Annotated in this window: 26 protein-coding genes and 1 tRNA gene; 18 read left to right on the top strand and 9 right to left on the bottom strand. The window is 32.6% G+C overall.

The window, feature by feature from the left end:
• The first annotated feature begins 38 nt into the window (after window positions 1-38).
• A complete protein-coding gene (gene aat / locus Q0Q96_RS02190) occupies window positions 39-716 on the top strand; it encodes a leucyl/phenylalanyl-tRNA--protein transferase (protein ID WP_293871206.1) in 678 nt (225 codons plus the stop codon).
• Here the strand turns inward: aat and Q0Q96_RS02185 are convergent.
• Together Q0Q96_RS02185 and Q0Q96_RS02180 are read right to left on the bottom strand one after the other, a co-directional pair.
• Window positions 679-1,239 (bottom strand): DNA-3-methyladenine glycosylase I, encoded by a 561-nt coding sequence (locus tag Q0Q96_RS02185; protein ID WP_293871202.1) that lies wholly within the window; start codon window positions 1,237-1,239, stop codon window positions 679-681. The two genes, aat and Q0Q96_RS02185, sit on opposite strands and share 38 nt — an antisense overlap.
• Window positions 1,229-1,879 carry a queuosine precursor transporter gene (locus Q0Q96_RS02180; RefSeq protein ID WP_293871200.1) on the bottom strand — a complete coding sequence of 217 codons (651 nt, stop codon included), beginning with the start codon at window positions 1,877-1,879 and terminating at the stop codon, window positions 1,229-1,231. The genes Q0Q96_RS02185 and Q0Q96_RS02180 overlap by 11 nt, the downstream gene beginning before the upstream one ends.
• A 104-nt stretch (window positions 1,880-1,983) precedes the next feature.
• Between Q0Q96_RS02180 and Q0Q96_RS02175 the strand changes: the two genes are divergently transcribed.
• The 5 genes from Q0Q96_RS02175 to Q0Q96_RS02155 all read left to right on the top strand — a co-directional run bounded on the left by Q0Q96_RS02175 (window position 1,984) and on the right by Q0Q96_RS02155 (window position 5,569).
• Window positions 1,984-4,101, top strand: coding sequence for a M3 family metallopeptidase (locus tag Q0Q96_RS02175; RefSeq protein WP_293871198.1), 2,118 nt, complete (start codon window positions 1,984-1,986; stop codon window positions 4,099-4,101).
• A 122-nt stretch (window positions 4,102-4,223) separates the two neighbouring features.
• Entirely contained in the window at window positions 4,224-4,568 is a 345-nt protein-coding gene (locus Q0Q96_RS02170) for a hypothetical protein (RefSeq protein WP_293871196.1), read from the top strand.
• Window positions 4,561-4,716: a hypothetical protein gene (locus tag Q0Q96_RS02165; protein WP_293871194.1), complete on the top strand. Its 156-nt coding sequence runs from the start codon at window positions 4,561-4,563 to the stop codon at window positions 4,714-4,716. The genes Q0Q96_RS02170 and Q0Q96_RS02165 overlap by 8 nt, the downstream gene beginning before the upstream one ends.
• Window positions 4,707-5,324: a hypothetical protein gene (locus Q0Q96_RS02160; RefSeq protein ID WP_293871192.1), complete on the top strand. Its 618-nt coding sequence runs from the start codon at window positions 4,707-4,709 to the stop codon at window positions 5,322-5,324. Before Q0Q96_RS02165 ends, Q0Q96_RS02160 begins: the two co-directional genes overlap by 10 nt.
• A gap of 17 nt (window positions 5,325-5,341) precedes the next feature.
• Window positions 5,342-5,569: a hypothetical protein gene (locus Q0Q96_RS02155; RefSeq protein WP_293871189.1), complete on the top strand. Its 228-nt coding sequence runs from the start codon at window positions 5,342-5,344 to the stop codon at window positions 5,567-5,569.
• 270 nt (window positions 5,570-5,839) lie between these two features.
• On the opposite strand, the gene tsf is transcribed toward Q0Q96_RS02155, so the two are convergent.
• The 4 genes from tsf to rplM all read right to left on the bottom strand — a co-directional run bounded on the left by tsf (window position 5,840) and on the right by rplM (window position 8,690).
• A complete protein-coding gene (gene tsf, locus Q0Q96_RS02150; protein WP_293871186.1) occupies window positions 5,840-6,670 on the bottom strand; it encodes a translation elongation factor Ts in 831 nt (276 codons plus the stop codon).
• Window positions 6,671-6,785: 115 nt separating this feature from the next.
• The gene (gene rpsB / locus Q0Q96_RS02145) at window positions 6,786-7,637 is read right to left on the bottom strand and encodes a 30S ribosomal protein S2 (protein ID WP_293871183.1); all 852 of its coding nucleotides are present in this window, start codon (window positions 7,635-7,637) and stop codon (window positions 6,786-6,788) included.
• Between the two features lie 211 nt (window positions 7,638-7,848).
• Window positions 7,849-8,235 (bottom strand): 30S ribosomal protein S9, encoded by a 387-nt coding sequence (gene rpsI / locus Q0Q96_RS02140; protein WP_293871180.1) that lies wholly within the window; start codon window positions 8,233-8,235, stop codon window positions 7,849-7,851.
• Window positions 8,235-8,690 (bottom strand): 50S ribosomal protein L13, encoded by a 456-nt coding sequence (rplM, locus tag Q0Q96_RS02135; protein WP_293871178.1) that lies wholly within the window; start codon window positions 8,688-8,690, stop codon window positions 8,235-8,237. The genes rpsI and rplM overlap by 1 nt, the downstream gene beginning before the upstream one ends.
• Window positions 8,691-8,960: 270 nt before the next feature.
• Between rplM and Q0Q96_RS02130 the strand changes: the two genes are divergently transcribed.
• From Q0Q96_RS02130 to Q0Q96_RS02120, 3 genes are all read left to right on the top strand, one after another.
• Complete coding sequence (locus tag Q0Q96_RS02130) at window positions 8,961-9,986, top strand: LacI family DNA-binding transcriptional regulator (protein ID WP_293871175.1); 1,026 nt, start codon at window positions 8,961-8,963, stop codon at window positions 9,984-9,986.
• Between the two features lie 90 nt (window positions 9,987-10,076).
• Window positions 10,077-10,598: an ankyrin repeat domain-containing protein gene (locus tag Q0Q96_RS02125; RefSeq protein ID WP_293871172.1), complete on the top strand. Its 522-nt coding sequence runs from the start codon at window positions 10,077-10,079 to the stop codon at window positions 10,596-10,598.
• Window positions 10,599-10,605: 7 nt separating this feature from the next.
• Window positions 10,606-11,358, top strand: a complete 753-nt coding sequence (locus Q0Q96_RS02120) for a T9SS type A sorting domain-containing protein (protein WP_293871169.1) — start codon at window positions 10,606-10,608, stop codon at window positions 11,356-11,358.
• Window positions 11,359-11,414: 56 nt separating this feature from the next.
• On the opposite strand, the gene polA is transcribed toward Q0Q96_RS02120, so the two are convergent.
• Window positions 11,415-14,270 carry a DNA polymerase I gene (gene polA / locus Q0Q96_RS02115; protein ID WP_293871204.1) on the bottom strand — a complete coding sequence of 952 codons (2,856 nt, stop codon included), beginning with the start codon at window positions 14,268-14,270 and terminating at the stop codon, window positions 11,415-11,417.
• A 192-nt stretch (window positions 14,271-14,462) separates the two neighbouring features.
• On the opposite strand from polA, the gene Q0Q96_RS02110 reads away from it, so the two are divergent.
• The 8 genes from Q0Q96_RS02110 (at window position 14,463) to Q0Q96_RS02075 (ending at window position 20,916) form a co-directional block, all read left to right on the top strand.
• Window positions 14,463-14,660, top strand: coding sequence for a hypothetical protein (locus tag Q0Q96_RS02110; protein WP_293871166.1), 198 nt, complete (start codon window positions 14,463-14,465; stop codon window positions 14,658-14,660).
• A 466-nt stretch (window positions 14,661-15,126) separates the two neighbouring features.
• Window positions 15,127-15,834 (top strand): polysaccharide deacetylase family protein, encoded by a 708-nt coding sequence (locus tag Q0Q96_RS02105; protein WP_293871163.1) that lies wholly within the window; start codon window positions 15,127-15,129, stop codon window positions 15,832-15,834.
• Window positions 15,835-16,089: 255 nt separating this feature from the next.
• Window positions 16,090-16,635 (top strand): hypothetical protein, encoded by a 546-nt coding sequence (locus tag Q0Q96_RS02100; RefSeq protein WP_293871161.1) that lies wholly within the window; start codon window positions 16,090-16,092, stop codon window positions 16,633-16,635.
• Window positions 16,636-16,730: 95 nt separating this feature from the next.
• A complete protein-coding gene (locus tag Q0Q96_RS02095) occupies window positions 16,731-17,405 on the top strand; it encodes a response regulator transcription factor (RefSeq protein WP_293871158.1) in 675 nt (224 codons plus the stop codon).
• A 1-nt stretch (window position 17,406) separates the two neighbouring features.
• Window positions 17,407-18,744: a HAMP domain-containing sensor histidine kinase gene (locus Q0Q96_RS02090; protein ID WP_293871155.1), complete on the top strand. Its 1,338-nt coding sequence runs from the start codon at window positions 17,407-17,409 to the stop codon at window positions 18,742-18,744.
• Window positions 18,745-18,967: 223 nt separating this feature from the next.
• Window positions 18,968-19,156 (top strand): hypothetical protein, encoded by a 189-nt coding sequence (locus Q0Q96_RS02085; protein WP_293871153.1) that lies wholly within the window; start codon window positions 18,968-18,970, stop codon window positions 19,154-19,156.
• A 154-nt stretch (window positions 19,157-19,310) separates the two neighbouring features.
• Window positions 19,311-20,543 carry a metallophosphoesterase gene (locus Q0Q96_RS02080; RefSeq protein ID WP_293871151.1) on the top strand — a complete coding sequence of 411 codons (1,233 nt, stop codon included), beginning with the start codon at window positions 19,311-19,313 and terminating at the stop codon, window positions 20,541-20,543.
• A 76-nt stretch (window positions 20,544-20,619) separates the two neighbouring features.
• Window positions 20,620-20,916 carry a thioredoxin family protein gene (locus tag Q0Q96_RS02075; protein WP_293871149.1) on the top strand — a complete coding sequence of 99 codons (297 nt, stop codon included), beginning with the start codon at window positions 20,620-20,622 and terminating at the stop codon, window positions 20,914-20,916.
• Here Q0Q96_RS02075 and Q0Q96_RS02070 read toward each other — a convergent pair.
• Together Q0Q96_RS02070 and Q0Q96_RS02065 are read right to left on the bottom strand one after the other, a co-directional pair.
• Window positions 20,911-21,561, bottom strand: coding sequence for a polysaccharide deacetylase family protein (locus Q0Q96_RS02070; RefSeq protein ID WP_293871146.1), 651 nt, complete (start codon window positions 21,559-21,561; stop codon window positions 20,911-20,913). The two genes, Q0Q96_RS02075 and Q0Q96_RS02070, sit on opposite strands and share 6 nt — an antisense overlap.
• Before the next feature lie 66 nt (window positions 21,562-21,627).
• A complete protein-coding gene (locus tag Q0Q96_RS02065; RefSeq protein WP_293871143.1) occupies window positions 21,628-24,906 on the bottom strand; it encodes a DUF2723 domain-containing protein in 3,279 nt (1,092 codons plus the stop codon).
• Between the two features lie 222 nt (window positions 24,907-25,128).
• Here Q0Q96_RS02065 and Q0Q96_RS02060 point away from each other — a divergent pair.
• Window positions 25,129-25,199: transfer RNA gene (locus Q0Q96_RS02060), tRNA-Gln, on the top strand.
• The last annotated feature ends 13 nt before the right edge of the window (window positions 25,200-25,212 follow it).

Below are 25,212 nucleotides of genomic sequence, written 5' to 3'. Positions count from 1 at the left end.
ATTCGACTTTAAGACTTTTGCCATTTGACACTCTTGCAATGTATTTTCTATCCAAAGATGTTTACTTTCCACCTGTAGATGAAGCTTCTTACGAGGGCGTTCTTGCCATTGGTGGTGATTTGTCAATAGAGCGATTGCTGTTGGCGTATCAAAATGGAATTTTTCCATGGTTTAATGAGGACGAACCTATTTTGTGGTGGGCACCACCAGAGCGAATGGTTATTGTTCCGAGTATTTATAAAGTTTCAAAAAGTATTCGAAATCTAATCAATCAAAATAAATTTGAGGTTACATTCAATCAAAATTTCAAAGACGTAATTACTAATTGCCAGCAAATAGAACGAAGCGGTCAAGAGGGCACATGGATTTCAAATGCCATAATGCATTCGTACACCCAACTTCATGAAATGGGGATTGCTAAATCTGTAGAAGTAGGGCAAAATAGCGAATTGGTTGGCGGTTTGTATGGCGTAGATTTGGGTCATGTTTTTTGTGGTGAAAGTATGTTTTCAAAAGTGCCCAATGCCAGTAAAATGGGTTTTGTATGGCTTGTAAATTATTTAAAAGAAAACAATTATAAACTCTTGGATTGCCAAGTACACAATGACCATCTTGAAAAATTGGGTGCCATTGAAATTTCAAGAGAACTATTCATGAAAGTTTTAAAATCAGAAGAAATTAATCTCTCTTCCAACAGCCTTCTACGTGATCATTGACCATCCCTGTTGCTTGCATGTGCGCATAAACCACCGTCGAGCCTACAAATTTGAAGCCTCTTTTTTTTAAAGCTATGCTCAACGCGTCCGAAAGTGGAGTAGATGTTGGAATATCTTTCATACTTTTTGGACAGTTGATTATGGGTTTTCCGTCGGTGAAATTCCAAATGTATTTTGAAAAACTACCAAACTCTTCTTGCACTTTCATAAAAGCAATAGCATTGCAGATAGTTCCTCTAATCTTTAATTGATTTCTGATAATACCTGCATCTTGTAACAACTCTTGCACTTTGTCTTCGTCGTAACATGCTATTTTTTTATAATCGAAATAATCAAATGCCTTTCTGAAATTAGCTCTTTTTTTTAAAATAGTGTACCAACTTAATCCCGCTTGAAAAGTTTCTAGCACTAAAAATTCAAATAGTTTATCATCCTCGTATAAGGGATTTCCCCATTCGTTATCGTGATAATTTCGGTACAAATCGTCTTTTTCGCACCATACGCAGCGAGATTTATTTTCCATCTTTGGTAATGTACTTATCAATTAAATTATGACCAATATAAATCATTGGAGTCATCAAAACCGCAATGCACAATTTTACTGTATAACCTGTCATTGCCGAAAGGAAAAAGGTTTTAGTATCCATAATGCCAGGTATCCAAAATGCAATTCCAAGAACAATAAAACTATCAAACAACTGCGAAATCACTGTTGATCCTGTACTTCGTAACCAAATCTTTTTTTCACCTGTTTTTCGTTTAAAATAATGAAAAATGCTCACATCTATCAATTGTGAAACCAAAAAAGCGACAATGCTTCCTATAATTATTAATTGGCTTTGTCCAAAAACCGCATTAAATTGCTTTGTCGAAACGGTACTAATACCCGTTGATGGAATTTTCATCGCAAAAAACAATACGATAAAAGTATAAGCAATCAAACAAGCTGTGAGTATCGAGAGTTTGCGAACGCCTTTTTGTCCAAAATATTCATTGATTAAATCGGTTGATACAAATACAATGGGCCAAGGCAAAATTCCGATACTCATAACAGCAGGACCAACATCTATAAGTTTTCCGCCAATGAGTTCTGCGACGACAGCATTAGTGATGAATATTCCAGCAAGTACAACATAAACAATGTCTTTTCTAGTTTGAAACATGGCATTTCTTTTTTCTCAAATTTATCAAATTATAGGTAATGATTTTCAATTGATAGCCATGAATTGATTTTTCATTACTTTTGAAATGTATAATAAAATAACTCATGAAAAAAATAATTTTAACCTTGATTATGATTGCCCCAATTGGTATGGTAAATGCGCAAAACGAAACGAATCCTTTTTTAAAAAATTGGGCTGGACCTTATGGTGGCGTACCTGCTTTTGCAGATTACAAATTAAAAGATTTAAAACCTGCCATTGAAATCGCCATTCAAGAAAAGTTGGATGAAATAAACAAAATTGCCAACAATCCAAAACCCGCAACTTTTGTCAATACCATTGTTGCTTTAGAGAAAATAGGCAAAACATTCAACAGGGTATTTGCTGTTTTTGGAATTTACAGTTCCAATATGAACAGCCCCGAATTTGAACCTATTGAGTCAGAAATGACCCCAAAATTTTCAGAACTCAATAATAAATACTACCAAAATGCAAAGTTATTTGCCAGAATTTCTAAAGTATACGCTGCACCAGAACTAAAAAAACTGACAGGCGAACAACAACGATTGGTTTGGTTGTATTATTCTAATTTTGTTCGTGAAGGTGCTAAAGCAGATGCAAAAAGCAAAACCAGGATAGCAAAAATAAATGAAGAATTGGCGGGTTTGTTTACCAAGTTTAGCCAGAATCAATTGGCTGACGAAAGCAATTATTATTTGGAATTAAAAACCGAAGCCGACTTTGATGGTTTGCCAACCGAGTTAAAAAATGCGGCAATGTCTGATGCCAAAGAACGAAAACTTAACGCAATGGGCTGCATAGCCAACACCCGATCATCTATTGAGCCGTTTTTAACATTTTCTAACCGTAGAGAGTTAAGAGAAAAAGCGTTTAAAATTTTTACCAGTCGTGGCGACAATGATAATGCAAATAACAACAACGTTACCTTGGTGCAAATCCTTAAACTGCGTGCAGAGAAAGCAAAACTATTAGGATTTAAAACCTTTGCTGATTGGAGTTTGTCAAATACCATGGCTCAAAAACCTCAAAAAACGATAGATTTAATGATGTCCGTCTGGATGCCAGCAATCGAAAAAGTAAATGCAGATGTTGCCGATATGCAAAAAATGGTAATTGCTGAAGGCGGTAATTTCAAAATTGCCGCTTGGGATTATCGTTATTATTCAGAAAAAGTTAGAAAAGCAAAATACGATTTAGACCAAAACGATTTAAAACCATATTTGCAACTTGAAAAATTGCGTGAAGGAATGTTTTGGGTTGCGGGAGAAATTTTTCATTTGGGTTTCAAACAAGTTACCAACGTTCCTGTTTTTCATCCAGATGTGAGAGTTTGGGAAGTTTCTAATAAAATTACTGGTAAAATAGTTGGTGTCTGGTATTTTGATCCTTACGCACGTAAAGGAAAAAAATCTGGTGCCTGGATGAATGCGACCAGAGAACAAAGCCGAGTTAATGGAGATGTGATCACGATCGTGTCTAATAATTGTAATTTTATTAAAGGAAAAGAGGGTGAACCAATATTGATTTCATGGGAAGATGCCAGTACGTTGTTTCATGAATTTGGTCATGCATTGCATGGTTTGAATTCAAATGTTACCTATCCAGCGCTGTCAGGAACCAATGTACCTAGAGATTATGTAGAGTTTCCTTCACAGGTTATGGAACGTTGGTTAGCCACGCCACAAGTGCTCAATCAGTTCGCATTGCATTATAAAACGGGTGAACCCATGCCTATTAGTTTAGTACAACGAAATGACAAAGCAGCAACCTTTAACGAAGCGTTTTCTACAGTAGAAACTATAGCAAGTGCCTTGGTAGATATGAAACTACACTTGTTAGAAAATCCAAATATTAATCCAAAACAATTCGAGAAAGAAACTTTAGAGGCTTTAAAAATGCCAAAAGAAATTGTGATGCGTCATCGTATTCCGCAGTTTGGGCACATCTTTTCTAGCGATGATTATGCGTCGGGGTATTATGGTTATTTGTGGGCGGATGCTATTAGTGCAGATGCTACCGAAGCCTTTACAGAAACCAAAGACGGTTTGTATAATAAAGGAGTTGCCAAAAAACTATACGATAATGTATTCAGTATAGGAAACACTGTTGACCCTGCCATTGCCTATAAAAAATTCCGGGGACGAGATTTTAATACCGATGCGTTGATGCGAGCAAGAGGATTTCCGGTGGTGAAGAAATAAAATTATAAAAGCCCAAATCGTGAGATTTGGGCTTTTTGTTTATAAGTAAAAGATAAAATGATATAAAATTTCGAATTAGATAATCCTTAAATTTAAAACACTCTTAAACTAAATAAGCTGTGTTGAAATGGTATCTGAAAGTTTTTATCGGGATTTGTACTTTTCTACTGCTAGTTATCGTTTTGAACATAGGAATTAATCTTTGGATTACATTTCAATTGCCAAAAATAATCAATAGGGAAAATGATTCTGCTTATTTCATTACGTATAAAAATATAGACATTTCGTTGTTGCATACCACTATAAAAGCGGATGCAATTGTCATTATTCCCAAAGCGGCACTTAAGGATTCGAGAAATAAATCGGGAATTTATGCAAAAATAGGTTCTTTACAAATCAAAGATTTCAAAGTATGGAATTTACTTTTTAACGATAAATTAAAAGCCAAAGGCATTATTGTTGAATAATCCTAAAGTTACACTTTATCAAAATAATAACAATGACAACATCCGAAATTCAGTCGCTGAACCTTTTGGAAAAATCGCTACGGTTTCTGATGTTTTTCTGAATCAAGGCGAATTTAAAATCATGAATGTCAAAAAAAAATGGTTTTAAGTGTATACAACGTTACTTTTAAAATTAATGGAATTCTGATAACCGACAAGATTTTACAGAAAAAAATTCCGTTTGAATTTAAAAATTACAGGATTAATTGCGATAGTATCAATTACCAGCCCAATGAATTTTACCACATCAAATCGAAAAAAATTGAAGCATCAAATACAGACTTAAACATTGTTAGTTTAAAAATAATTCCTGAATATTCACGACATATATTTGTGTCAAGAATACCAAAGGAACAAAACCTGTACACCATAAATTGCAGATCAATTAAAGGCGATAAAATGAATTGGGGTTTTAAGGGAGAGGACTTTTTCTTTTATTGTAATGCTATTGCTTTAGATAAGGTTGCCGCTGTCATTTATAAATCAAGTGAGCCACCTGATGATTTGAGTAAACAACATCTTTATTATAAACAACTTCGTGATATGAATTTTGACTTGAGGATTGATACACTTAAAGTGCGTAACGCTATGCTTGAATATGAAGAGCAAAAATCATTTGATATTGGCGCGGCAAAACTAATTCTTAATCCATTTAAACTTACTGCCACTTACATCTGCAGGGGATTCAAAAAAACTGCATTGCCCATCTTAAAATAAAAATTCAGTGCCAATTTATGAACTCGGTACCACTAGATGTTAATTGGAAACTTAATGTTATGGATAAAAATGACGGATTTAATATCAATGGAACATTGACGAATTTTGATGCTGAAAAAATTATTCCTTTCTCAAAACCTTTTCTTAATTTAACTCCTAAAGGGACAATTGACGAAGCGCATTTCAATTTTCAGGAAACGATAAAGGGATTTCGGGTGAATTTAAGGTCAAATATGACAATCTGAAACTTACTATTTACAAGAAGAACGACCTTAAAAAGAAAAACAAGGTGCTGACATTTTTAGCCAAAATTTTTGTCAAAAAGAATTCCAAAGACAAACTAAAAGATGTGTATGTTAAAGTTGCACGAAATCAGGAAAGGTCTTTTTTACAATCTTTTATGGAGAAGCATCCTTGAAGGGTTGAAGAAGATTTTGATATAATATTTAGCATAAAATCCGATTCATTTGAATCGGATTTTATAATATGAATGAGTGAAATAAGTTCAGAATAAATTATCCTAGAGCAACTCTTTTAAAACCAGTCACACTCAATCCACCATCAACAGTTCTTACATAAGCAGCAACGCTCATCGAACCATCCTTAATATAATCTTGGTTTACTAGTGTATTGTCTTTATAAAAACGCTGAATTTTACCTTTAGAAATGTTTTCTAACATAGCTTCTGGTTTTCCTTCTTGACGTAACAAGTCTTTGGCAATTTCAATTTCTTTAGCAATTACATCAGCATCAACACCCGCTTCATTAAGCGCAATTGGGTTCATAGCTGCTGCTTGCATGGCTACGTTTCTTGCAGCTTCATCAGCACCATCAACTTTAGCAGAAAGTGCCACCAATGTTGCAATCTTGTTTCCAGCATGGATGTAAGAACCAACAAAAGCACCAGACAATCTTTCGAAAGAAGCGATTTCAATTTTTTCTCCAATAACACCCGTTTGCTCAATTAGTTTTTCAGCCACAGTAATTCCGTTGAAATCAGAGGCTAAAAATGCTTCTTTGGTATCAAAGTGTAGCGCCTGATTAGCCAGTTCGGTAGCCAATTTTACGAAACCTTCGTTTTTTCCAACAAAGTCAGTTTCGCAATTTAAAGTAATAGCCACTGCCGACGTTTTATCAGCATTTACAACTGCAATTGCAGCACCTTCAGTAGACTCTCTGTCAGAACGGTTAGCAGCTACTTTTTGTCCTTTTTTTCTAAGGTTTTCAATTGCTAAATCAAAATCTCCTTCCGCTTCAACTAGCGCTTTTTTACAGTCCATCATTCCTGCACCTGTAAGTGTTCTTAATTTATTTACGTCTGCAGCAGTAATTGTGATTGTTGACATATTTTTTTATTTTAAAGTTTAAAAATTCTCTTAAATGAAATTACGAATTACAAATTGGAAATTACGAGTTAAAATAATTCGTAATTCATGATTCATAATTCGTAATTATTCTGTTTTATTCTTCAGTTTTGGTTTCAGTAACTTCAGCTTCCACTTCTGGAGTTGCTTCAGCCTCTGGAGCTATTACCGCTTGTGGAGCTTCAATGGCAGCAACCACCTCTTCATTTACTTCGGCTTCAGCCGAAACTTCAGCATCAGAAACACCATCATTATCAGAGGTTCTATTGGCTAATCCGTCTTTTACAGCATCGGTTACTAAAGTTAAAATTTTAACAATTGATTTTGAAGCATCATCATTAGCTGGAATAACATAATCTACTTCACGTGGATCAGAGTTAGTATCAACCATTGCGAAAACTGGAATGTTTAATTTTTGTGCTTCTTTTATGGCGATGTGTTCAGCTTTAATGTCTACTACAAATAATGCAGCTGGAAGTCTTGACATATCAGAGATAGAACCTAAATTTTTCTCTAATTTAGCACGAAGACGATCAACTTGTAATCTTTCTTTTTTTGAAAGCGTCATGAATGTGCCATCTTTCTTCATTTTATCTATAGTAGCCATTTTTTTGACAGCTTTACGGATAGTTACAAAGTTTGTTAGCATTCCGCCTGGCCATCTTTCAGTAATGTAGGGCATGTTACAGGCTAGTGCTTTTTCTGCAACGATGTCTTTAGCTTGTTTTTTGGTAGCTACGAAAAGTATTTTTCTACCAGATGCTGCGATTTTTTTCATAGCTTCGTTAGCCTCTTCAATTTTTGCAGCAGTTTTATATAGATTGATAATGTGAATTCCATTACGCTCCATATAAATGTAAGGGGCCATGTTTGGATCCCACTTGCGAGTCATGTGTCCAAAGTGAACACCTGCTTCTAATAATTCTTTAACGTCAATTTTGTTTGCCATTGTGTAATAGTTTACGTTCCGTTTGATTAGCAATGCGTCACCTTTTTCGCTTTAAGACTTTAGACTTTAAGACTTTGGACTGCATTTCGATGCTAAACTAATTCCATTTTTACAAGGAATATCGACAACTTTGTTATTTTTATTTTTAATTTGTAAATATAACATTTCGGTTGCGCTCCATGAGACACAAACGAGATGCGGTATCAGAATATTAACGTTTAGAGAACTGAAATCTCTTACGTGCTTTTTTCTGACCGAATTTTTTACGTTCTACCATTCTTGGATCTCTAGTTAGTAATCCTTCTGGTTTCAAGATAGCTCTGTTTTCAGCTTCTACTTCACACATCGCTCTAGCAATTGCCATTCTCACAGCTTCAGCTTGTCCTGTTGAACCACCACCATGAACATTTATTTTTACATCAAAATTTGTTGCATTTTCTGTCATAGACATTGGTTGCAATACTTTGTACTGTAAAGTAGCTGTTGGGAAGTAGTTTTCGAATTCTCTTTTATTAACAGTAATTTTTCCTGTTCCTTCTTGAACATACACACGTGCCACAGCACATTTTCTTCTACCGATTTTGTGAATAATTCCCATTACTTAAGATCGTTTAGGTTAACAGTTTTAGGTTTTTGCGCAGTTTGTTTGTGCTCGCTTCCTACCACAACATTTAAATTTCTAAAAAGTTCAGCTCCCAATTTGTTTTTTGGCAACATACCTTTTACTGCTTTTTCAACTAGCAAAGCAGGGTTTTTTGATTGCAAAACCTTTGCAGTCAAAGTTCTTTGTCCTCCTGGGTAACCTGTGTGTCTGATGTACGTTTTGTCATCCAACTTGTTACCTGTTAGGTTGATTTTTTCTGCGTTGATAACAATTACGTTATCTCCACAGTCGACGTGAGGTGTATAACTTGGCTTGTATTTACCTCTAAGAATCATTGCGACCTTTGAAGCAAAACGACCTAAGTTATGACCATCAGCATCTACAATGATCCACTCTTTTGCAGAAGTGGCTTTGGTTGCAGATTGTGTCTTGTAGCTTAATGCGTCCATAATATTTTTTTAATTAAACATTCCTTTCCCAGTAAAGGGAGCGCAAAAGTACAATTATTTATTAATAAAGCAAATAGCATTTTTTAAATATTTTCAGGAAGCATCATTTTTTGCTTAAAATCCTTTTAGTCAATAGACTTGTATGATAAAAACTTTCCGTTTTTTATATCAAAATCAACTCCTAATTTTAATGAAATACCCATAACTTTAATTCTTCTTTGAGATGTTACAGCATAATTTTTCCTATTTTTACGCTTTAACCGAGATAAAATGAAATCGAAAGCCACATTAAAACAAATTGCCAAAGAGTTAGGAGTTTCAGTTTCTACTGTATCAAAAGCATTAAATGGAAGTCCGGAGATAAGCGAGCCAACAAAAAAGCGCGTTCAGGAATATGCTAAACTAAAAAATTACAAACCAAATGTTATTGGTTTAAATCTGAAAAACAGACGGACTAAAACTATTGGCGTAATTATTCCGAATATTTTAAACTCTTTTTTTGCTAAAGTTTTTAGCGGTATAGAAAAAGTAGCAGATGAAAAAGGATACAAGGTTATTACTTGCATTACTAACGAATCTTTGAATAAAGAAGTTAATGCTTTAGACATGTTGAGTAATGGTACTATAGATGGTTTTATTCTTTCAGTTGCCGAGGAATCTCAAAAAATGCAAAAGTTTGATCATTTTACTACCATAATTAACGAAGGAACTCCGATTGTTATGTTTGATCGTATAGTTGAAGAAGTAAACTGCGACAAAGTAATTGTTGATGACTTTGAGTCGGCGGTCAATGCTACCGAACATTTAATTAAAACAGGTTGTAAAAAAATTGCTTTGCTTTCGTCTATCGACAATTTAAGCGTTGGTAAATACAGAGCGCAAGGATTTTATAAAGCCATGAAAGACCAAGGTTTAAAAGTGGAAAATGCTTTAGTTATTTTAACTAACAATAACGAAGAATTCAATTCAAAAATTGGTGGTTTTTTCATAAAAAATAAACCCGATGGTGTTTTTGCTCTTGATGAGCATGCCTCTGTAACAGCTATGAAACTGGGAATTCTAAACGGTTATAAAATTCCACAGGATTTATCAATTATAGGCTTTGCTGATGGTGTCTGGTCTCGACGAATGACACCAAGTTTGTCAACAGTTAGTCAGCACGGACCTGAAATTGGTGAAGTTGCAGCAAAATTGTTAATTGATAAGCTAGAAAACAAAGAAGAAAATTTTGCTTTTTCTACAACAATTATTAATACAGAATTGCGCCAGCGCGACTCTACAAGAAAATTATTTTAAAAATTAACAATGTGAAAAGTTATGTTTACTTAATTTTAACCTGAAATTATTATATTTAAACAAAATTAAAATACCTTTGTCTTTTAAATCATGAAAAAGATACTTCTCATTGCTACTGCATTATTTACAACAAACTTATGTTTATCTCAAGTAGTCTTAAATGTTTTTGACATTGCCAGAAAAGGGACAGTAGAACAAGTAAAAGAAACTTTAAAAAAAACCCCAAATGCTTTTAAAACCGTTAATGATGAAGGATTTTCACCGCTGACGCTAGCTTGCTATAGAAGTAATAACGAAGTAGCAAAATTACTTATTGACAATGGTTCTGATATTAATCAAAAAAACAATATGGGCACACCATTAATGGCAACCGTCGTTAAAGGGAATATTGAAATTGCTAAAATATTAATTGCAAAAAAAGCAAATTTAAATGAAACTGATTCGAATGGAACCACTCCGCTGATTTATGCTGTTCAGTTTCAAAACGAGGAGTTTATTAAACTGTTACTTTTAAATAATGTTGACAAGACAAAAATTGATAAAAATGGGAAAACAGCTTTTGAATATGCGGTTTTTTCAAAAAATGAACAGATTATAAATTTATTAAAATAAAAAAATTATGAAAAAACAATTACTTACTGCTTTATTCCTTTTTGTTGGAGCTTTCTCATTTGCGCAATTTACTACGGGTACTGTTCCGCTGACGGGTTCAACAAGAACACTGAAAATTGACACTAATTCAACCACAGTAACCATGACTTTAACCGGTTCAAGCACAGCCTGGCTAGGTGTTGGTTTTGGCGGAAACTCAATGGCAACCGTTGTGGACATGTTTATTTGGAATTCTACAACTGATAGAGATTACATGCCACCAGGAGGTCATGTTCAACCGCAACCAGATGCCGCTGGAGCACAAAGCTGGACTATTGTTTCTGATACAGTTTCGGGTTCAACGCGAACTGTAGTGGCAACGCGATCATTAATTTCTTCTGGAGATTATACTTTTTTGAATAATAATTCTTCAATACCTATCATTTTTTCGGAAGGTTCTTCAATAACTTTGGGTTATCACGGTAACAACCCGCATGCTTCACAAACATTGACCAGAACCGCGTTAGGAGTAGAAGATTTTTCATTAAATGCATCACAAGTTTATCCAAACCCGTCTAATGGAAATTTTTTAGTAAAAACAAAAACTACATTGTCGCAAATTAATATTTATACTCAAACTGGTGCCTTCGTAAAAACGGTCAGAGTTGAACAAGGAAATGATACTTCATCGGTAGATACAGGTGAGCTGCAAAAAGGAGTTTATCTTATAGAACTTGTTAATGCAACTGAAAAATCTTGGAAGAAAATCATAGTGGAATAATAATTAGTTCTTAATTATATATAGGGCAACATTTATAATATGTTGTCTTTTTTGTTTTAATGTGCTTCCAGCCAATTTTTTCCAATTCCTATTTCTACCTCTAATGGAACATCCATTATAAAAGCATTTTCCATTTCGTGTTTTATCATAGGTTGAATTTTCTCTAATTCAGCATTGTGAACATCAAACACCAATTCATCATGCACTTGTAGTAGCATTTTAGACTTCCAATTTTCATCAGTCAGTTTCTTATGAATATTAATCATGGCTATTTTTATAATATCGGCGGCTGAACCTTGAATGGGAGCATTCACAGCATTTCTTTCGGCACCACTTTTCACCATCATATTGGCCGAATTAATATCTTTCAAATAGCGTCTTCGTCCTAAAACTGTTTGAACATAGCCATTTTCTCTGGCAAAATCTACTTGAGTTGACATATAAGATTTCAGTTTTGGATAGGTTTCGTAATAAGCATCAATCAAAGCGGCACTTTCAGAACGGGATAACGAAGTTTGATTACTTAATCCAAATGCAGAAACACCATAAATAATTCCGAAATTCACTGTTTTAGCATTGCTTCGTTGTTCTTTGGTAACTTCTTCTAATTGTACATTGAAGACTTTTGCGGCCGTAGATTTATGAATGTCTTCGTTGTTCTTGAAAGCCTGAATCATGTTTTCTTCTCCCGAAAGTGCGGCTATAATTCGGAGTTCAATTTGAGAATAATCGGCAGAAAGCAACGTGTAATTTTCATCACGAGCAATAAATGCTTTTCTAATTAATCGACCTCTTTCTGTTCGAATAGGAATATTTTGCAAGTTGGGATTGTTGGAACTCAAACGACCGGTTGCTGCAACAGTTTGCATGTAATCTGTATGAACACGGCCTGTTTTTGCATCAACTTGATTGGGTAAAGCATCAATATAAGTGCTCTGTAATTTAACCATCTGACGCCAGTCGAGAATGTCTTTTACAATCGGATTGTCATTGGCTAAATAACTCAAAACTTCTTCGCCAGTGGCGTATTGACCAGTTTTGGTTTTCTTTTGTTTATTTCCTCCAATTTTCATTTTGTCAAATAAAATATCACCAAGTTGTTTTGGCGACGCCAAATTGAATTTCTCACCAGCGGTTTCATATATTTTTTGTTCTAATGCAACACTTTCTTTTGCCATTCCGACCGACATTTCTTTTAAGAACGGAACGTCTAAATTGATGCCTTCTAGCTCCATGGCTGCCAAAACCGGAATTAACGGAATTTCAATTTCATCAAATAACTTTTTGGTTTCGGCTTTGTCGAGAATCGGACTAAAATTTTGTTTTAATTGATAGGTAACATCTGCATCTTCGGCAGCATATTCTTTAATTTGATCAATTGAAACTTCACGCATCGATTTTTGATTTTTACCTTTTTTACCAATTAAATCTTCAATAGATTTTGGTGAATATTTCAAATAAGTTTCTGATAAAACATTCATATTGTGACGCATATCTGGATTTATCAAGTAATGTGCAATCATTGTGTCAAATAACTTCCCTTTGATTTCAACTCCGTAATGGGAGAGAATTTTAAGGTCGTATTTAATGTTTTGACCAATTTTTTCGATGTTTTCACTTTTAAAAAACGGCTTAAACTTATCAATTAAAACTTGTGCTTCTTCTAGGTTTTCTGGAAATGGGACATAAAAGGCATTGCCTTTTTCAAACGAAAATGACATGCCAACCAATTCGGCATTTAACGAGTCAATACCTGTGGTTTCGGTATCAAAACACACAGAAGTTTGGGTCATTAAATTTTGCAAAAGTAGCTTTACTGGTAAATCCCCTTGAATAATTTGGTAAAAATGTTCCGTATTTTCTAATGTTGCATAATGTGAATTGGTTTTAGCTTCAACACTTTCTTCAGAAAATCCAAACAAATCAAATTGTTCATCATTGGTTTTTTTATTTGAAGTTTTTTGAATTTGATTATGGTCAACGCTATTTTCATTACCGTTAGTATTAATTCCGTCATACTCTTTTCCAGTGCCAAAATATTTATCAAACTGCGCTTTCATTTGACGGAATTCCAATTCAATAAAAAGTGCATCGGTTTTTTCAACATCAGGTTTAGATAATTCATAATCTTTTTCATTAAAAGTGACAGGGCAATCAAGCAGAATAGTTGCTAATTTTTTAGACAAAATTCCTTTTTCTTTATTGGCTTCAATTTTTTCTTTCAAGGCACCTTTTAATTGGTCAGTATTTGCAAAAAGATTTTCCATTGAGCCAAATTCTTTCAATAATTTCTTGGCAGTAACTTCTCCAACCCCTGGCAAACCTGGAATGTTATCTGCAGCATCGCCCATCATTCCTAGAAAATCAATAACTTGTTCAGGACGTTCAATTTCAAATCGTTTCAACACTTCCGGAATTCCCCAAATTTCGATGTCATTACCCATTCGAGCGGGTTTATACATAAAGATATTTTCAGAAACCAGTTGCGCAAAATCTTTATCCGGTGTAACCATAAAAACCTGATAGTTTTCTTTTTCAGCTTGTTTTGCAATAGTTCCTATTAAATCATCGGCCTCAAAGCCTGCAACTTCGATAATTGGAATGTGCATGGCTCGCAAAATTTCTTGTATGTACGGGACAGCAATTTTTATAGCTTCGGGTGTTTCATCACGATGCGCTTTATATTCCTGATACATTTCATAGCGATAGGTACTTCCTCCTTTGTCAAAAGCAACAGCTAAATGATCAGGTTTTTCGCGTTTAATTACATCCATCAATGCATTCATAAAACCCATAATGGCTGATGTATCCTTTCCTGTTGAGGTAATTCTTGGATTTTTTATAAAAGCAAAATACCCTCGGAAAATTAGAGCATAAGCATCGAGAAGGTAAAGGCGTTTTTGTGACATAATTTAAAAAAAAGGTTAGGAATATAAATAAATTTAGATAGAATTGTAAAAATAGGAATTTGATGTCTATCTTTTTTAAAAAATAAAATAAAGTTAATTTTCATTTAGAAGAACTTTCTTCATTTTAACTTCATTTTATTTTTATATATTTGATTTCAATTAATAATATTTATAAACAATTTAAATTTAGAAATTATGAAAAAAGTAATCATTATGGCTTTACTAGTTTTAGGAACTACAGCCATGGTAAATGCACAAACTCCAACTGAAAAAGCGCCTGTTACTAAAGAGGTAAAAAAAGCAAAACACAAAAAACATCACAAAAAAGCAGCTAAAGTTGAAGCAAAAAAAGAAGAAGCTCCAAAAATGGAAGCTCCAAAACCAAAAAAATAATTAATTTGTTGAGATAGCTAAATTGATTAGAATTCAAATTTTAATGCATTCGCTATTTCTGTTGCTTAATTTTATTTCTAGAAGTCGTTCAGTATAAATTGAACGACTTCTTTGTTTTTAACACGTTTACGGAAATGCTTAAACAGTATTTTTATAAGTTTTACCATAAATTTATGCGAACTGTAAAATCATTTAATTCAAAAAAAAAAGTAGGTTGTTTAAGAATTTTAAGAAATACTATTACGTAATGTTGTATTTGGATTGTTATTATTCAAAATTTATTGGTTCTTTAAACACAGATTCAAATTTTGACTAAACGATTAGGATTTGAAAAACGAATTATAAAAATATTCAACCTAACCTGATTTAATACTTAATTTAAGGGAGCAATGACATTTAATACAAAAGACAATTTATGAGGAATAGTTTTTTTACTATTATATTGATTTCTACATGCATATTGTTAATGTCATGTGAGAGAAAAAAGTTAAAACCATTAAGTGCAGGTGTGGTACTATCGTTTGACGATGCTTATGTTGATGAATGGTTTGAGGCTGATAAAGTCCTGAAAAAGTATTCTTGGAAAGCTACATTTTGTGTTTGCAGAATTGATTCGATAGGAGATCCTCAAATTAAAAAATTACATCAATTGCAGAATAATGGTCACGAAATTGCGGGTCATGGATACCATCATTACAATGCTGTAAATTTTGTAAAAAAATATGGAACGAAGGAGTATATCAAACAAGAAATTAATCCGATGATTAGCGCAATGAAAAAACATTCGTTTCAGGTTTCTTCTTTTGCCTACCCTTATGGAGAACGCTCAGATTCACTTGATAGCCTACTGACGAGTAAATTTAAAATCATACGAGGAAGAGCATTTTGTGAAGATATTCCAGAAAAAGAAGGATGTTATTTCAGAAATTCTAAATTTATGTACGCCTTTGATGTAGACAACAGTCATATTCATTTTAGCATTCCGTATCTTGTAAAATTATTAGATAATGCCAAGAAAAACAACAAAATTTTGATTTTATGCTGTCATAAACCAGTCCATGAAGTCACCAAAAATTATCAAGTAAAAATAGAAACTTTAGAATTTATTTGTAAGTATATGAAACAAAAAAATCTTAAATTTTATACCTTGAATGACTTATCAAAACAAGAGTAATTTATTTTTTATAATCGGCTTTAAAAGTAAAAGTACTTGAAAATTGCTGCGTAGTATTTAGCCAAAACTCATCAGATTTTCTCTGAATTAACAAATGTGAATTGCTATAATGAAAAGTAAATTGCAACATAGTATTGGGTAAATCATAAACTAAAGTTAAACTTTTTTAAATGATTACTTCTTCATTTGGTCTTCATCAAAATAAAGTAGCTTTGTTTTGTAGTATATTAGCTAACAATTTAAAAAGCAAGAATTATGAAATCACCAATTACTTTAGTAGTACAAAAAATAGGCTTGCAAGGAAAATCTTTTCTTGAAAATTTTTACGGTATAGGTAAAAACTTGCTTTTTATGGCAATTTTTTTATTCTCACTTTTAATTAATGCACAGCTTTTAGAAAATTCCAAAAAAATTGAACCAACGCTAGAAGTAAAAAAAGCATTTGAAAAAGATTTTCCAAAAATCACACCGATTTGGAGAAAAGAATTTGATGGGAATGGCAACAATCAATTGAGCTATGAAGCCAATTTTAATTTGAACGATACCAATATGACTGCGGTCTATAGTGCAAATGGACTTTTTAATGTATTACAAGTAGAAATAAAAACTGCCGATATTCCAGTTAGAGTAAGTAACTATATGGCTAAAAATTATCCAAAAAACAATATAAAAAAAGCAGCAAAATTGATGACCAATAGCAATAAAACTACCTACGAAATAGCAATTACCATAAACGGAAAATGGGTCAATGCAATTTTTAATAAAGAAGGAGATTTTTTAGAAATGTTTGAAAAAGAATAATAATTTTATCTGCTAAAATTATTTATTTTGATAAAAGTCGGCGAAGGGATTTGTCGACTTTTTGATTATATTTACTTGGCATTAACAATAAATGTATGAATGTTTTAATTGTTGAAGATTACAAAGAATTGGCTAAAGAGATCATTGATTTCTTGACAAAAAACGGCTACTTATGCAAATGGGTTTCTAATTGCGAAGATGCTATTGAGGAAATGAGTGTGAATACTTATGATGCTATGCTTTTGGATTTAGGACTTCCTGACGGAGATGGTTTTCAGGTTTTAAAAAACATTCGAAAGCAACAATCTAAAACTGCAGTTATAGTCATAACTGCACGTGGAGAATTGGATGATAAAATCAAAGGATTAGAACTCGGAGCTGACGATTATTTAACAAAACCCTTTGCTCTTACTGAACTTGCTGCTCGTTTATATGCTGTAATAAGAAGGATAAACGGATTTGTGACCAATATAATGGAGTTTCATGGTTTTAAAATTCAATTACAAGATTATAAACTAACTTTTGACAATATTTCCATTAGTTTAACCAAAAAAGAATTTGATATTTTTCAATATTTGGTTTTAAATAAAAACAGAGTGATTACTAGATTACAATTGACAGAACATGTTTGGGGCGATATTTTAGAATTAAATTCGGATTCGAATTTTGTGGATGTGCATGTAAGGAACTTAAGAAAAAAACTGGAAAAATTTACCAAAATTGAATGGTTCGAAACGGTTCGAAACGTAGGTTATAGAATAAATATTTAGCATGAGAATAAAACACCAATTAGCTATTTTCAATGCTTTAACACGATTGTTGCTTATAGTTGTGTTATGGTTTTCGTTGCCGATACTTATAGAAAAAGTTGTTTACAAAAACATTGACAAAACACTTCTAGAAAAAAAACAAAAATTTATTGATCATCTTGACAAGGAAGAAATCAATGATTTTATAACTCGAAAAGATGCTTCTGAAACCTTTTCTAGTTTTTCTACGCTTCATAATGAGTTTTTGCAACTGTCGCAATCCAAAGAAAAGTATGTTCAAACCAATTCCTTTTTTAAAAACGAATCCAGGATTATAGAAGAAGAACAAAATGATTACCGAATTTTATTCAACAGTTTTCAATATGAAAACACAAGTTATCAACTTGAAATAGGAATTAATTTAAGTGAAATTCAAGATTTGACATTCGTTATTCGGTTATTTATTTTAATTATTTTAAGCATCATTATAGTATTTACCTTCCTTCTTGATACTGTTTTTGTGGAGTATTTGTTGAAACCTTTTTATCAAATAATAAATAAAAAAATAAGGAATGTGAAGGCGCCAGAACGATTTGATTATACCAATATTCAATCCTACTCTACAGATTTTAGAGAATTGGATGAAGTACTTAATCAAATGATGAAAAGAATACAGGAACATTTTAGTAACGAAAAACAATTTATTGCCAATGTTTCGCACGAATTGCTATCACCCATTGCTTTATTAAAAAATAGATTTGAAAATTTAATCCAAAATGAATCTATCAACGAGGAAGGAATTGATAAGATTGCCAGTTCGTTGCGAACTATAGATTTACTGAAAAAAATAATTAACAATTTATTACTTATTTCTAAAATCGAAAACAATCAGTTTGTTAATAATGAAGAAATTTCAATCAAAGGATTAATTGAAGAAATTATCGAAGATTTTGAAGACAGAATTGAAGAAAAGCAAATTATCATTTCAAATCAATGCAAGAAAGATTTTGTCTTTTTAGGAAACAAAACTTTGTTACGAATTATGATTTATAATTTGTTATTAAATGCTATAAAGTACAATATTAATAATGGAAAAATCACTTTAAAAACAGCCTTTGTCGGAGAATATTATAGATTAACTATTGTAGATACCGGAAAAGGAATGACCGTTTCACAGCAAACCAAAATTTTTGACCGTTTCACCCGAATTGATATTGATCAAGAAGGTCAAGGATTAGGACTAGCGATTGTAGATAGCATTGCCAAGTTTCATCATATTAACATTTCAGTAGCATCAACAATAGGTGTTGGAACAACATTTGAAGTACAATTCCTAATTACTGTACTAAAGAAAAGTTAAACCAACTATATAATTAATAAATTTTCATTTTGTGATTGAAATTTTGATCAATAATTCTAAAAAAAACTTTCTTACCATTTTTCTACAGCAGGAGATTTAAATTTGAGAAATAGTATAAAATAAAGTTAAATCTTCAAAACTGTTAAAATCTTCATTTAATCTTCATTTAGCGAAAATACATTTGTTCCATTAAAAATAAATAATTAATTCAAAATTCAAAATTATGAAAAAAGTAATGATGTTAGTAGCAGTAGTTCTAGGAACAACAGTTATGGTAAATGCTCAAACTGCTCCAGCAAAAGCTGCTCCAGCAAAAGAAGTTAAAGCTGATAAAAAAGCTGACAAAAAAGTAAAAGTTGCTAAAGCTGACAAGAAAATGGAAGCTGCTCCAGCTGCTCCAGCAAAAAAATAATTAACTTTTGTAAAAAAAAGTAGTCAAGCAAGACTTTAATTATTAAAGACCAATGATTTTCATTGGTCTTTTTTTTGTTTTAGCTAAAGTTAAAATTCTCTAAAATCAAAAACTTAAAACAATTTTATTTGTTAATTTGTCAAAAATTACAAAAATGACTCTTCGCTTTATTCTGCTTTTTATCATAATTGCCATAATTGAAGTTTATGCTTTTCAAGCGATAAAAACAGCTACAAAATCAAAATTGATTCTAATAAGTTACATCATTATTTCTGTTATAGCAATACTATTTATTACCTATCAGTTTTTGAAATTTGATAGGAGTGTTGGGCAAACAAAGATGACCTTGATTACATTAGGATTATTACTATTAGTCTTGTTACCAAAAATTGTTTTGACTTTTGTCATGCTTTTAGAAGATGTTATGAGAATTTTGATTGGAATAATAACTCATTTTCTCGGGCATAATTCAGATAGTTTTTTACCCAACAGAAGAAAATTTGTTAGTCAAGTAGCTCTAGGACTAGCTGCCGTGCCGTTTCTTTCTTTGATTTACGGCATGACCGTAGGCAAATACAATTACAAAGTACTACATCATACTTTATTTTTTCCTGATTTACCCGATGCTTTTGATGGCTTTAAAGTCACACAAATTTCAGACTTACATAGCGGCAGTTTTGATGACGAAGAAAAAATAAAGTACGCTATCGATTTAATTAACGAACAAGAAGCCGATCTGCTCTTGTTTACTGGCGATATTGTAAATGCCAAAGCCGATGAGATGCATCCGTGGATAGCTATTTTTAATGGTTTAAAAAAATACAAATACGGAAAATATTCTATATTAGGAAACCATGATTATGGCGCTTATTTAGATTGGAAATCAGAGAAAGCTAAAGCGGAAAACTTTGCAGCCATCAAAGATTTGCATCGCCAAATTGATTTTAAACTTATGCTAAATGAAAACACAAAAATAAAAATAGGAAGTGATCAAATTGCATTGGTAGGTGTTGAAAATTGGGGAAAACATTTTGGTGAATTTGGAGATATTGATAAAGCCACCGAAAATTTATCAGCTATCGATTTTAAAGTCCTGATGAGCCATGATCCAAGCCATTGGGAATATGTAATTAAACGCCATCCAAAAAATATTCAGTTAACACTTTCGGGTCACACACACGGTATGCAGTTTGGTATCGAAATTCCTGGCTTTTTTAAATGGAGTTTAGCACAATATATTTACAAACAATGGGCAGGATTGTATCAGGAATTTGGGAGATATGTATATGTGAATCGCGGTTTTGGTTTTCATGCTTATCCAGGAAGAGTAGGCATAATGCCCGAAATAACGGTTTTTGAACTAAAAAAAGGCAATAGTGTAGCATAATTAGTTAAAAATGCTACATTTGCGGTTTAAAGTTATTTTTTAAATTGTAATAAATAAGTTAAAACGTTTTGGTTTTATGTCAAAATTTGGAGAATTAATCAATGCACAAGTTCCCGTATTAATTGATTTTTATACAGAATGGAACGAATCATCGGTCTCTATGCATCCTGTTATCAGAGATGTTGCCGCAGCACTTGGCGATAGAGCAAAAGTGATAAAAATAGATGTAGATAAAAATCAAGAATTGGCTGATGCACTACGTATCAAGGGGCTTCCTACTTTGATGATTTATAAAGAAGGTCAAATGGTTTGGAGACAATCAGGAGAGCTTGATGCCAATACTATAATTGCGTTAGTTCAGGAGCAGTTATAAATCTATTTTTTCTAATACAAATCCTTTTTCTTTTAAAAATGTCAATGTTTGAGGCAAAACAATACGAAGTTTTTGTTCTGCTTTAACACTGTCGTGAAAAACTATAATACTTCCTGATTTTACATTATTAAGTACGTTGTTCAAACATTCTTCATTCGATATTTCAGTATCAAAATCATAAGAGATTACATCCCACATTATTATTTTATAGCCCAATTTTCGTAAAATTTTGGATTGCGATGGTTTAATTTTACCATAAGGCGGACGAAACAACTTTGGAATTTGATTCCGATGCTTGATGCCGGAATTTAAAATTTTGGATTGACAAAGATTGGTATTCACCATATAGTCATTTGTTTTTGTTGACCAGCCATTTACATGATTAAAAGTATGGTTGCCAATAACGTGATTGTCATCAATAATTTTCTGAAAAATTACGGGATGCTTTTCAATATTTTTCCCGATGCAAAAAAAGGTGGCTTTAGCATTGTGTATTTTTAATTGTTCTAAAACCCATTCAGTAATTTCTGGAGTGGGACCATCATCAAAAGTTAAGTAAACCTTGTTCTCATAGTTAGGGATATCCCAAATATAATTTGGGAAATATAATTTAATAAAACGATTTGTTTTAACCCAAAAACTCATAGTTTAAATATAAAAAAATGTGCCAATATGAATCTTCAAATTAGCACATTTTAAATGTTGAAATCATTATTCTAAATCTCTGCCAAAACGAGAAAATCTCTTTACGAGAGCATTAAAAGCAGGTTTGTTTTTGTTGTAATAATCAAGGTCGTTGTGGTCTTTCATAACTATTAACAAACTTCTGTAGCGTTCAATATCTGTGATAATATCAGAGGCAATTCCGTTTTGAATAGAAGGTTGAATCCCGGAATAATAGGTCAAACTTTGTTTATATTTAATCATTAACCGATCTAATAATTCTCGTGCTTTAGCTTTCTCGCCTAGCTCATAATAACCGCTGGCAAAAGGTTCTACCATTGTATAATAGCCATAATAAGCCATTGGTATTTTAGTCAAAGTTAAATCAATAATATTTTTGGCTTTGGCTGTATCGCCTTCGTTGATTAATTGCTCCATCAATCGCGCCATATTAGTTCTGTACGAAATACTATTTTTACGAGTTTCGGGATCATGATAAATCGTGGTAAGGTCGCCGTTACCCCAGTTCCATTTCATCACTATGTTATACATTTTATCGCTATCAATACTACCCATATCATAAGGATTATCTTTGTCGATAGGAGTTTTTATGGGCACTAATTTATATACTAAACCATCCAGTTGAAGATAATTTTTCATCCATAGATAATCATCATCGCCAAAACTCCCTCCCGTAAAATAAATAGGTCGTTTCCAATCATTATTAGCCAGAACATCTAGTGCCATCAAACGATTTTTATACAATGCGTTTCCTTTGATATCCAAGTCAATATAAGGAACAATAGAATCATTGTATTTTGCATTAACCACTTTGTTTTTAATAATTGCATCTTTATCAACTGGAATTCTAATTTTATTTGTTGGATAAAAATGAATAGTTTGCCCGTTTGACATTTCTACTGTAGACTTTGGATTTTTTATGAAGTTTATAAAATCTTTTATGTTCCATCTAGCTTCTGTTTTTTGAATATGAGCCACATAATCTAATTTATCACCCACATATTCATCATGTGTAAACGATATAGGTAATCCGTCCGATTTATAGGTTTTAAATTTCATTTGATCAATATACCAATCGGTCATAAACAATTGAGTATTCACAATTTTGATATCGGTTCTAATACCTTCAATTTCTTGAGCATACCAAAGCGGGAACGTATCGTTATCACCAATGGTATAAAGGATTGCATTGGCATCACAAGATTCTAGATAATTTTTAGCCATAGCAATAGCTGTATATTTCTTGGCACGACTATGATCATCCCAGTTTTGAGAAGCCATTAACACAGGTCCGGCAAGCAAACAACTACCTATTACTAAAGGTCCAACCAACTTTGATTTTATTCGTTCAAAAATAATTTCATAAATTGCATAAACTCCAAATCCTATCCAAATAGCAAAAACATAAAACGAACCCACCAAAGCATAATCTCGTTCACGAGGTTCAAAGGGTCTTTCGTTAAGGAAAATTTTCAGAGCAATACTAGTAAATAAAAACAAAGCCAAAAGAACATAAAAACTTTTCAAATCTTTTTGGGCATGGTACATTAATCCAATTAATCCAATGAAGAATGGCAGAAAATAATATAAATTTCTTCCCTTATTGTTTTTAACATCATCAGGTAGATTTTCTTGAGTTCCTTTTCCCAAGTGAATTTCATCAATAAATTTGATGCCACTTAACCAATTTCCATCAAGATTATCATATTTCCCCTGAACATCATTTTGTTTTCCAACGAAATTCCAAAGTAAATAACGACCATACATGTATCCAAATTGATATTCAATCATAAAACTTAAATTATCCCATGTAGAGGGCTTTTCTACGGTAATATAGTCGCTATATTTTTTTAGGAAAGAAACATAATCTTGGTTATCAATTTTTTTTTGGGCATAGGCTGTTTTAAATTCGGAGACCGTTTTTTGCATTTCACCTTTTAATTGACCCACTGCCATAGCAACTTGTTCTTCACTTAAACTATCAATATTTACGCCATATTGAGCTAAATCACTTTCATAAGGATAATCTTTTTTAAGTTCTACTTTAGGAACACCTGTAAACTGCATATAATTATCGATATTATCGGTACTCCAAAGTCGTGGCAGTATCGCTTTTTGAGAATTGTCGCTATTTTGCTCCGCATTTTTATAATTGTTTACAATAACATACTTTCCGGTTTTATAATCTCTTTCGTAGTTGGGTGCCTTGTCTAAATAAGGTTCGTCTTTGTCTAAACCAGCAAAAGTATCTGTGTATTGAGGCCCGTAGAACAATGGATTTACACCATATTGTTCCCGATTATAATATGCTAAAACTTCGGCGGCATCCGAGGGTTTGTTTTCATTTATTACTATATTAGCATTAGCACGAATGGGTAACATCATCCAAGTAGAGAAACCAATAAGCACAAAAAGAATACACAACAAAACTGTATTGTATAACGGATGATTTTTTTTGCGCGTGTAATGTAATCCAAAATAAAAGAAGGCAATAATCAATAAAACAGCAAAGATTGTCCCCGAGTTGAAGGGCAAACCAAAACTATTAACCATAAAAATTTCCATTTTTCCAAAGAACGCCAAAGTATAAGGTAATAATAATTTGAAAATGAATAATAAAACGGCAACGATGATGATGTTGGCAAAGAAAAAGTTCTTAACCGTAACCGTTTTGTAATTTTTAAAGAAATATAAAAACCCAATAGCCGGTATGGTTAACAATGCCATGAAGTGAACACCAAATGAGAGTCCAACCAACAATGAAATGAGCAGCAGCCAACGATTACCTCTTGGCGTATGCATGTCTTGTTCCCAACGTAACCCAAGCCAAAAGAGCAATGCTATAAATAGTGAAGCCATAGCATATACTTCGGCTTCAACGGCGCTTGACCAAAAACTATCCGAAAAAGTAAAGGCCAATGACCCAACAAAAGAACTTCCAAGAATAACAATAGCTTTGTTTTTATCGATTTCTGTATATTGAGAAATAATTCTTTTTAGTAATATAGAGGATGACCAAAACATAAATAAAATAGTGAACGCACTGGAAAACACAGACAACATATTTACCATTAAGGCAACTGTTTCTTTACTTGTAGCAAACATGGCAAAGAAAGCTCCCAAAATTTGAAATAATGGCGCTCCGGGTGGATGACCTACTTCTAATTTTGCAGATGTTGAGATGTATTCCCCACAATCCCAAAAGCTCATCGTAGGTTCAACAGTTAATGAAAAGGTAATTAAAGCAATGGCAAATACTGTCCACCCTAATATGGTGTTCCATTTTTTAAAGTTAAAGTTCATCATAGAGCTATGAAATGAAAAGTTTTATTTTATGCTACAAAGAAACTGTTTTTTTTAACGTAACTAAACTTGCGTTAACAAATTTTTCTTAAACAGTTTAACGAATTACATTCAAGTTTATGCAGACAGCAAATGAAAAGAATTATGTGCTAACTTTAATTTTTATAGGTATTTATTTGTGTACAATAAAATTTGTACTAAATTTGCACTCGCGTTAAACAAAACTGGTCTATGGTGTAATGGTAACACAACTGTTTTTGGTGCAGTCTTTCAAGGTTCGAGTCCTTGTAGACCAACAGAAAAGCCTCT

Origin of the sequence: Flavobacterium sp., assembly GCF_025352015.1 — a bacterium.
GTDB lineage: Bacteria > Bacteroidota > Bacteroidia > Flavobacteriales > Flavobacteriaceae > Flavobacterium.
The sequence above is the reverse complement of the archived record's forward strand: the minus strand, read 5'-3'. Positions and strand labels throughout refer to the sequence as shown.

What these genes read in the sequence shown, in the direction of transcription:
- Q0Q96_RS02160 (WP_293871192.1), top strand. Translation starts at nt 4,707, where the DNA reads ATGGTTTTAAGTGTATACAACGTTACTTTTAAAATTAATGGAATTCTG.
- Q0Q96_RS02100 (WP_293871161.1), top strand. Translation starts at nt 16,090, where the DNA reads ATGAAATCACCAATTACTTTAGTAGTACAAAAAATAGGCTTGCAAGGA.
- Q0Q96_RS02120 (WP_293871169.1), top strand. Translation starts at nt 10,606, where the DNA reads ATGAAAAAACAATTACTTACTGCTTTATTCCTTTTTGTTGGAGCTTTC.
- Q0Q96_RS02130 (WP_293871175.1), top strand. Translation starts at nt 8,961, where the DNA reads ATGAAATCGAAAGCCACATTAAAACAAATTGCCAAAGAGTTAGGAGTT.
- Q0Q96_RS02080 (WP_293871151.1), top strand. Translation starts at nt 19,311, where the DNA reads ATGACTCTTCGCTTTATTCTGCTTTTTATCATAATTGCCATAATTGAA.
- aat (WP_293871206.1), top strand. Translation starts at nt 39, where the DNA reads ATGTATTTTCTATCCAAAGATGTTTACTTTCCACCTGTAGATGAAGCT.
- Q0Q96_RS02090 (WP_293871155.1), top strand. Translation starts at nt 17,407, where the DNA reads ATGAGAATAAAACACCAATTAGCTATTTTCAATGCTTTAACACGATTG.
- rplM (WP_293871178.1), bottom strand. Translation starts at nt 8,690, where the DNA reads ATGGACGCATTAAGCTACAAGACACAATCTGCAACCAAAGCCACTTCT.
- Q0Q96_RS02185 (WP_293871202.1), bottom strand. Translation starts at nt 1,239, where the DNA reads ATGGAAAATAAATCTCGCTGCGTATGGTGCGAAAAAGACGATTTGTAC.
- Q0Q96_RS02105 (WP_293871163.1), top strand. Translation starts at nt 15,127, where the DNA reads ATGTCATGTGAGAGAAAAAAGTTAAAACCATTAAGTGCAGGTGTGGTA.
- Q0Q96_RS02155 (WP_293871189.1), top strand. Translation starts at nt 5,342, where the DNA reads ATGAACTCGGTACCACTAGATGTTAATTGGAAACTTAATGTTATGGAT.
- Q0Q96_RS02125 (WP_293871172.1), top strand. Translation starts at nt 10,077, where the DNA reads ATGAAAAAGATACTTCTCATTGCTACTGCATTATTTACAACAAACTTA.
- Q0Q96_RS02075 (WP_293871149.1), top strand. Translation starts at nt 20,620, where the DNA reads ATGTCAAAATTTGGAGAATTAATCAATGCACAAGTTCCCGTATTAATT.
- Q0Q96_RS02110 (WP_293871166.1), top strand. Translation starts at nt 14,463, where the DNA reads ATGAAAAAAGTAATCATTATGGCTTTACTAGTTTTAGGAACTACAGCC.
- Q0Q96_RS02175 (WP_293871198.1), top strand. Translation starts at nt 1,984, where the DNA reads ATGAAAAAAATAATTTTAACCTTGATTATGATTGCCCCAATTGGTATG.
- Q0Q96_RS02095 (WP_293871158.1), top strand. Translation starts at nt 16,731, where the DNA reads ATGAATGTTTTAATTGTTGAAGATTACAAAGAATTGGCTAAAGAGATC.
- tsf (WP_293871186.1), bottom strand. Translation starts at nt 6,670, where the DNA reads ATGTCAACAATCACAATTACTGCTGCAGACGTAAATAAATTAAGAACA.
- Q0Q96_RS02070 (WP_293871146.1), bottom strand. Translation starts at nt 21,561, where the DNA reads ATGAGTTTTTGGGTTAAAACAAATCGTTTTATTAAATTATATTTCCCA.
- Q0Q96_RS02065 (WP_293871143.1), bottom strand. Translation starts at nt 24,906, where the DNA reads ATGATGAACTTTAACTTTAAAAAATGGAACACCATATTAGGGTGGACA.
- rpsI (WP_293871180.1), bottom strand. Translation starts at nt 8,235, where the DNA reads ATGGGAATTATTCACAAAATCGGTAGAAGAAAATGTGCTGTGGCACGT.
- Q0Q96_RS02180 (WP_293871200.1), bottom strand. Translation starts at nt 1,879, where the DNA reads ATGTTTCAAACTAGAAAAGACATTGTTTATGTTGTACTTGCTGGAATA.
- Q0Q96_RS02085 (WP_293871153.1), top strand. Translation starts at nt 18,968, where the DNA reads ATGAAAAAAGTAATGATGTTAGTAGCAGTAGTTCTAGGAACAACAGTT.
- rpsB (WP_293871183.1), bottom strand. Translation starts at nt 7,637, where the DNA reads ATGGCAAACAAAATTGACGTTAAAGAATTATTAGAAGCAGGTGTTCAC.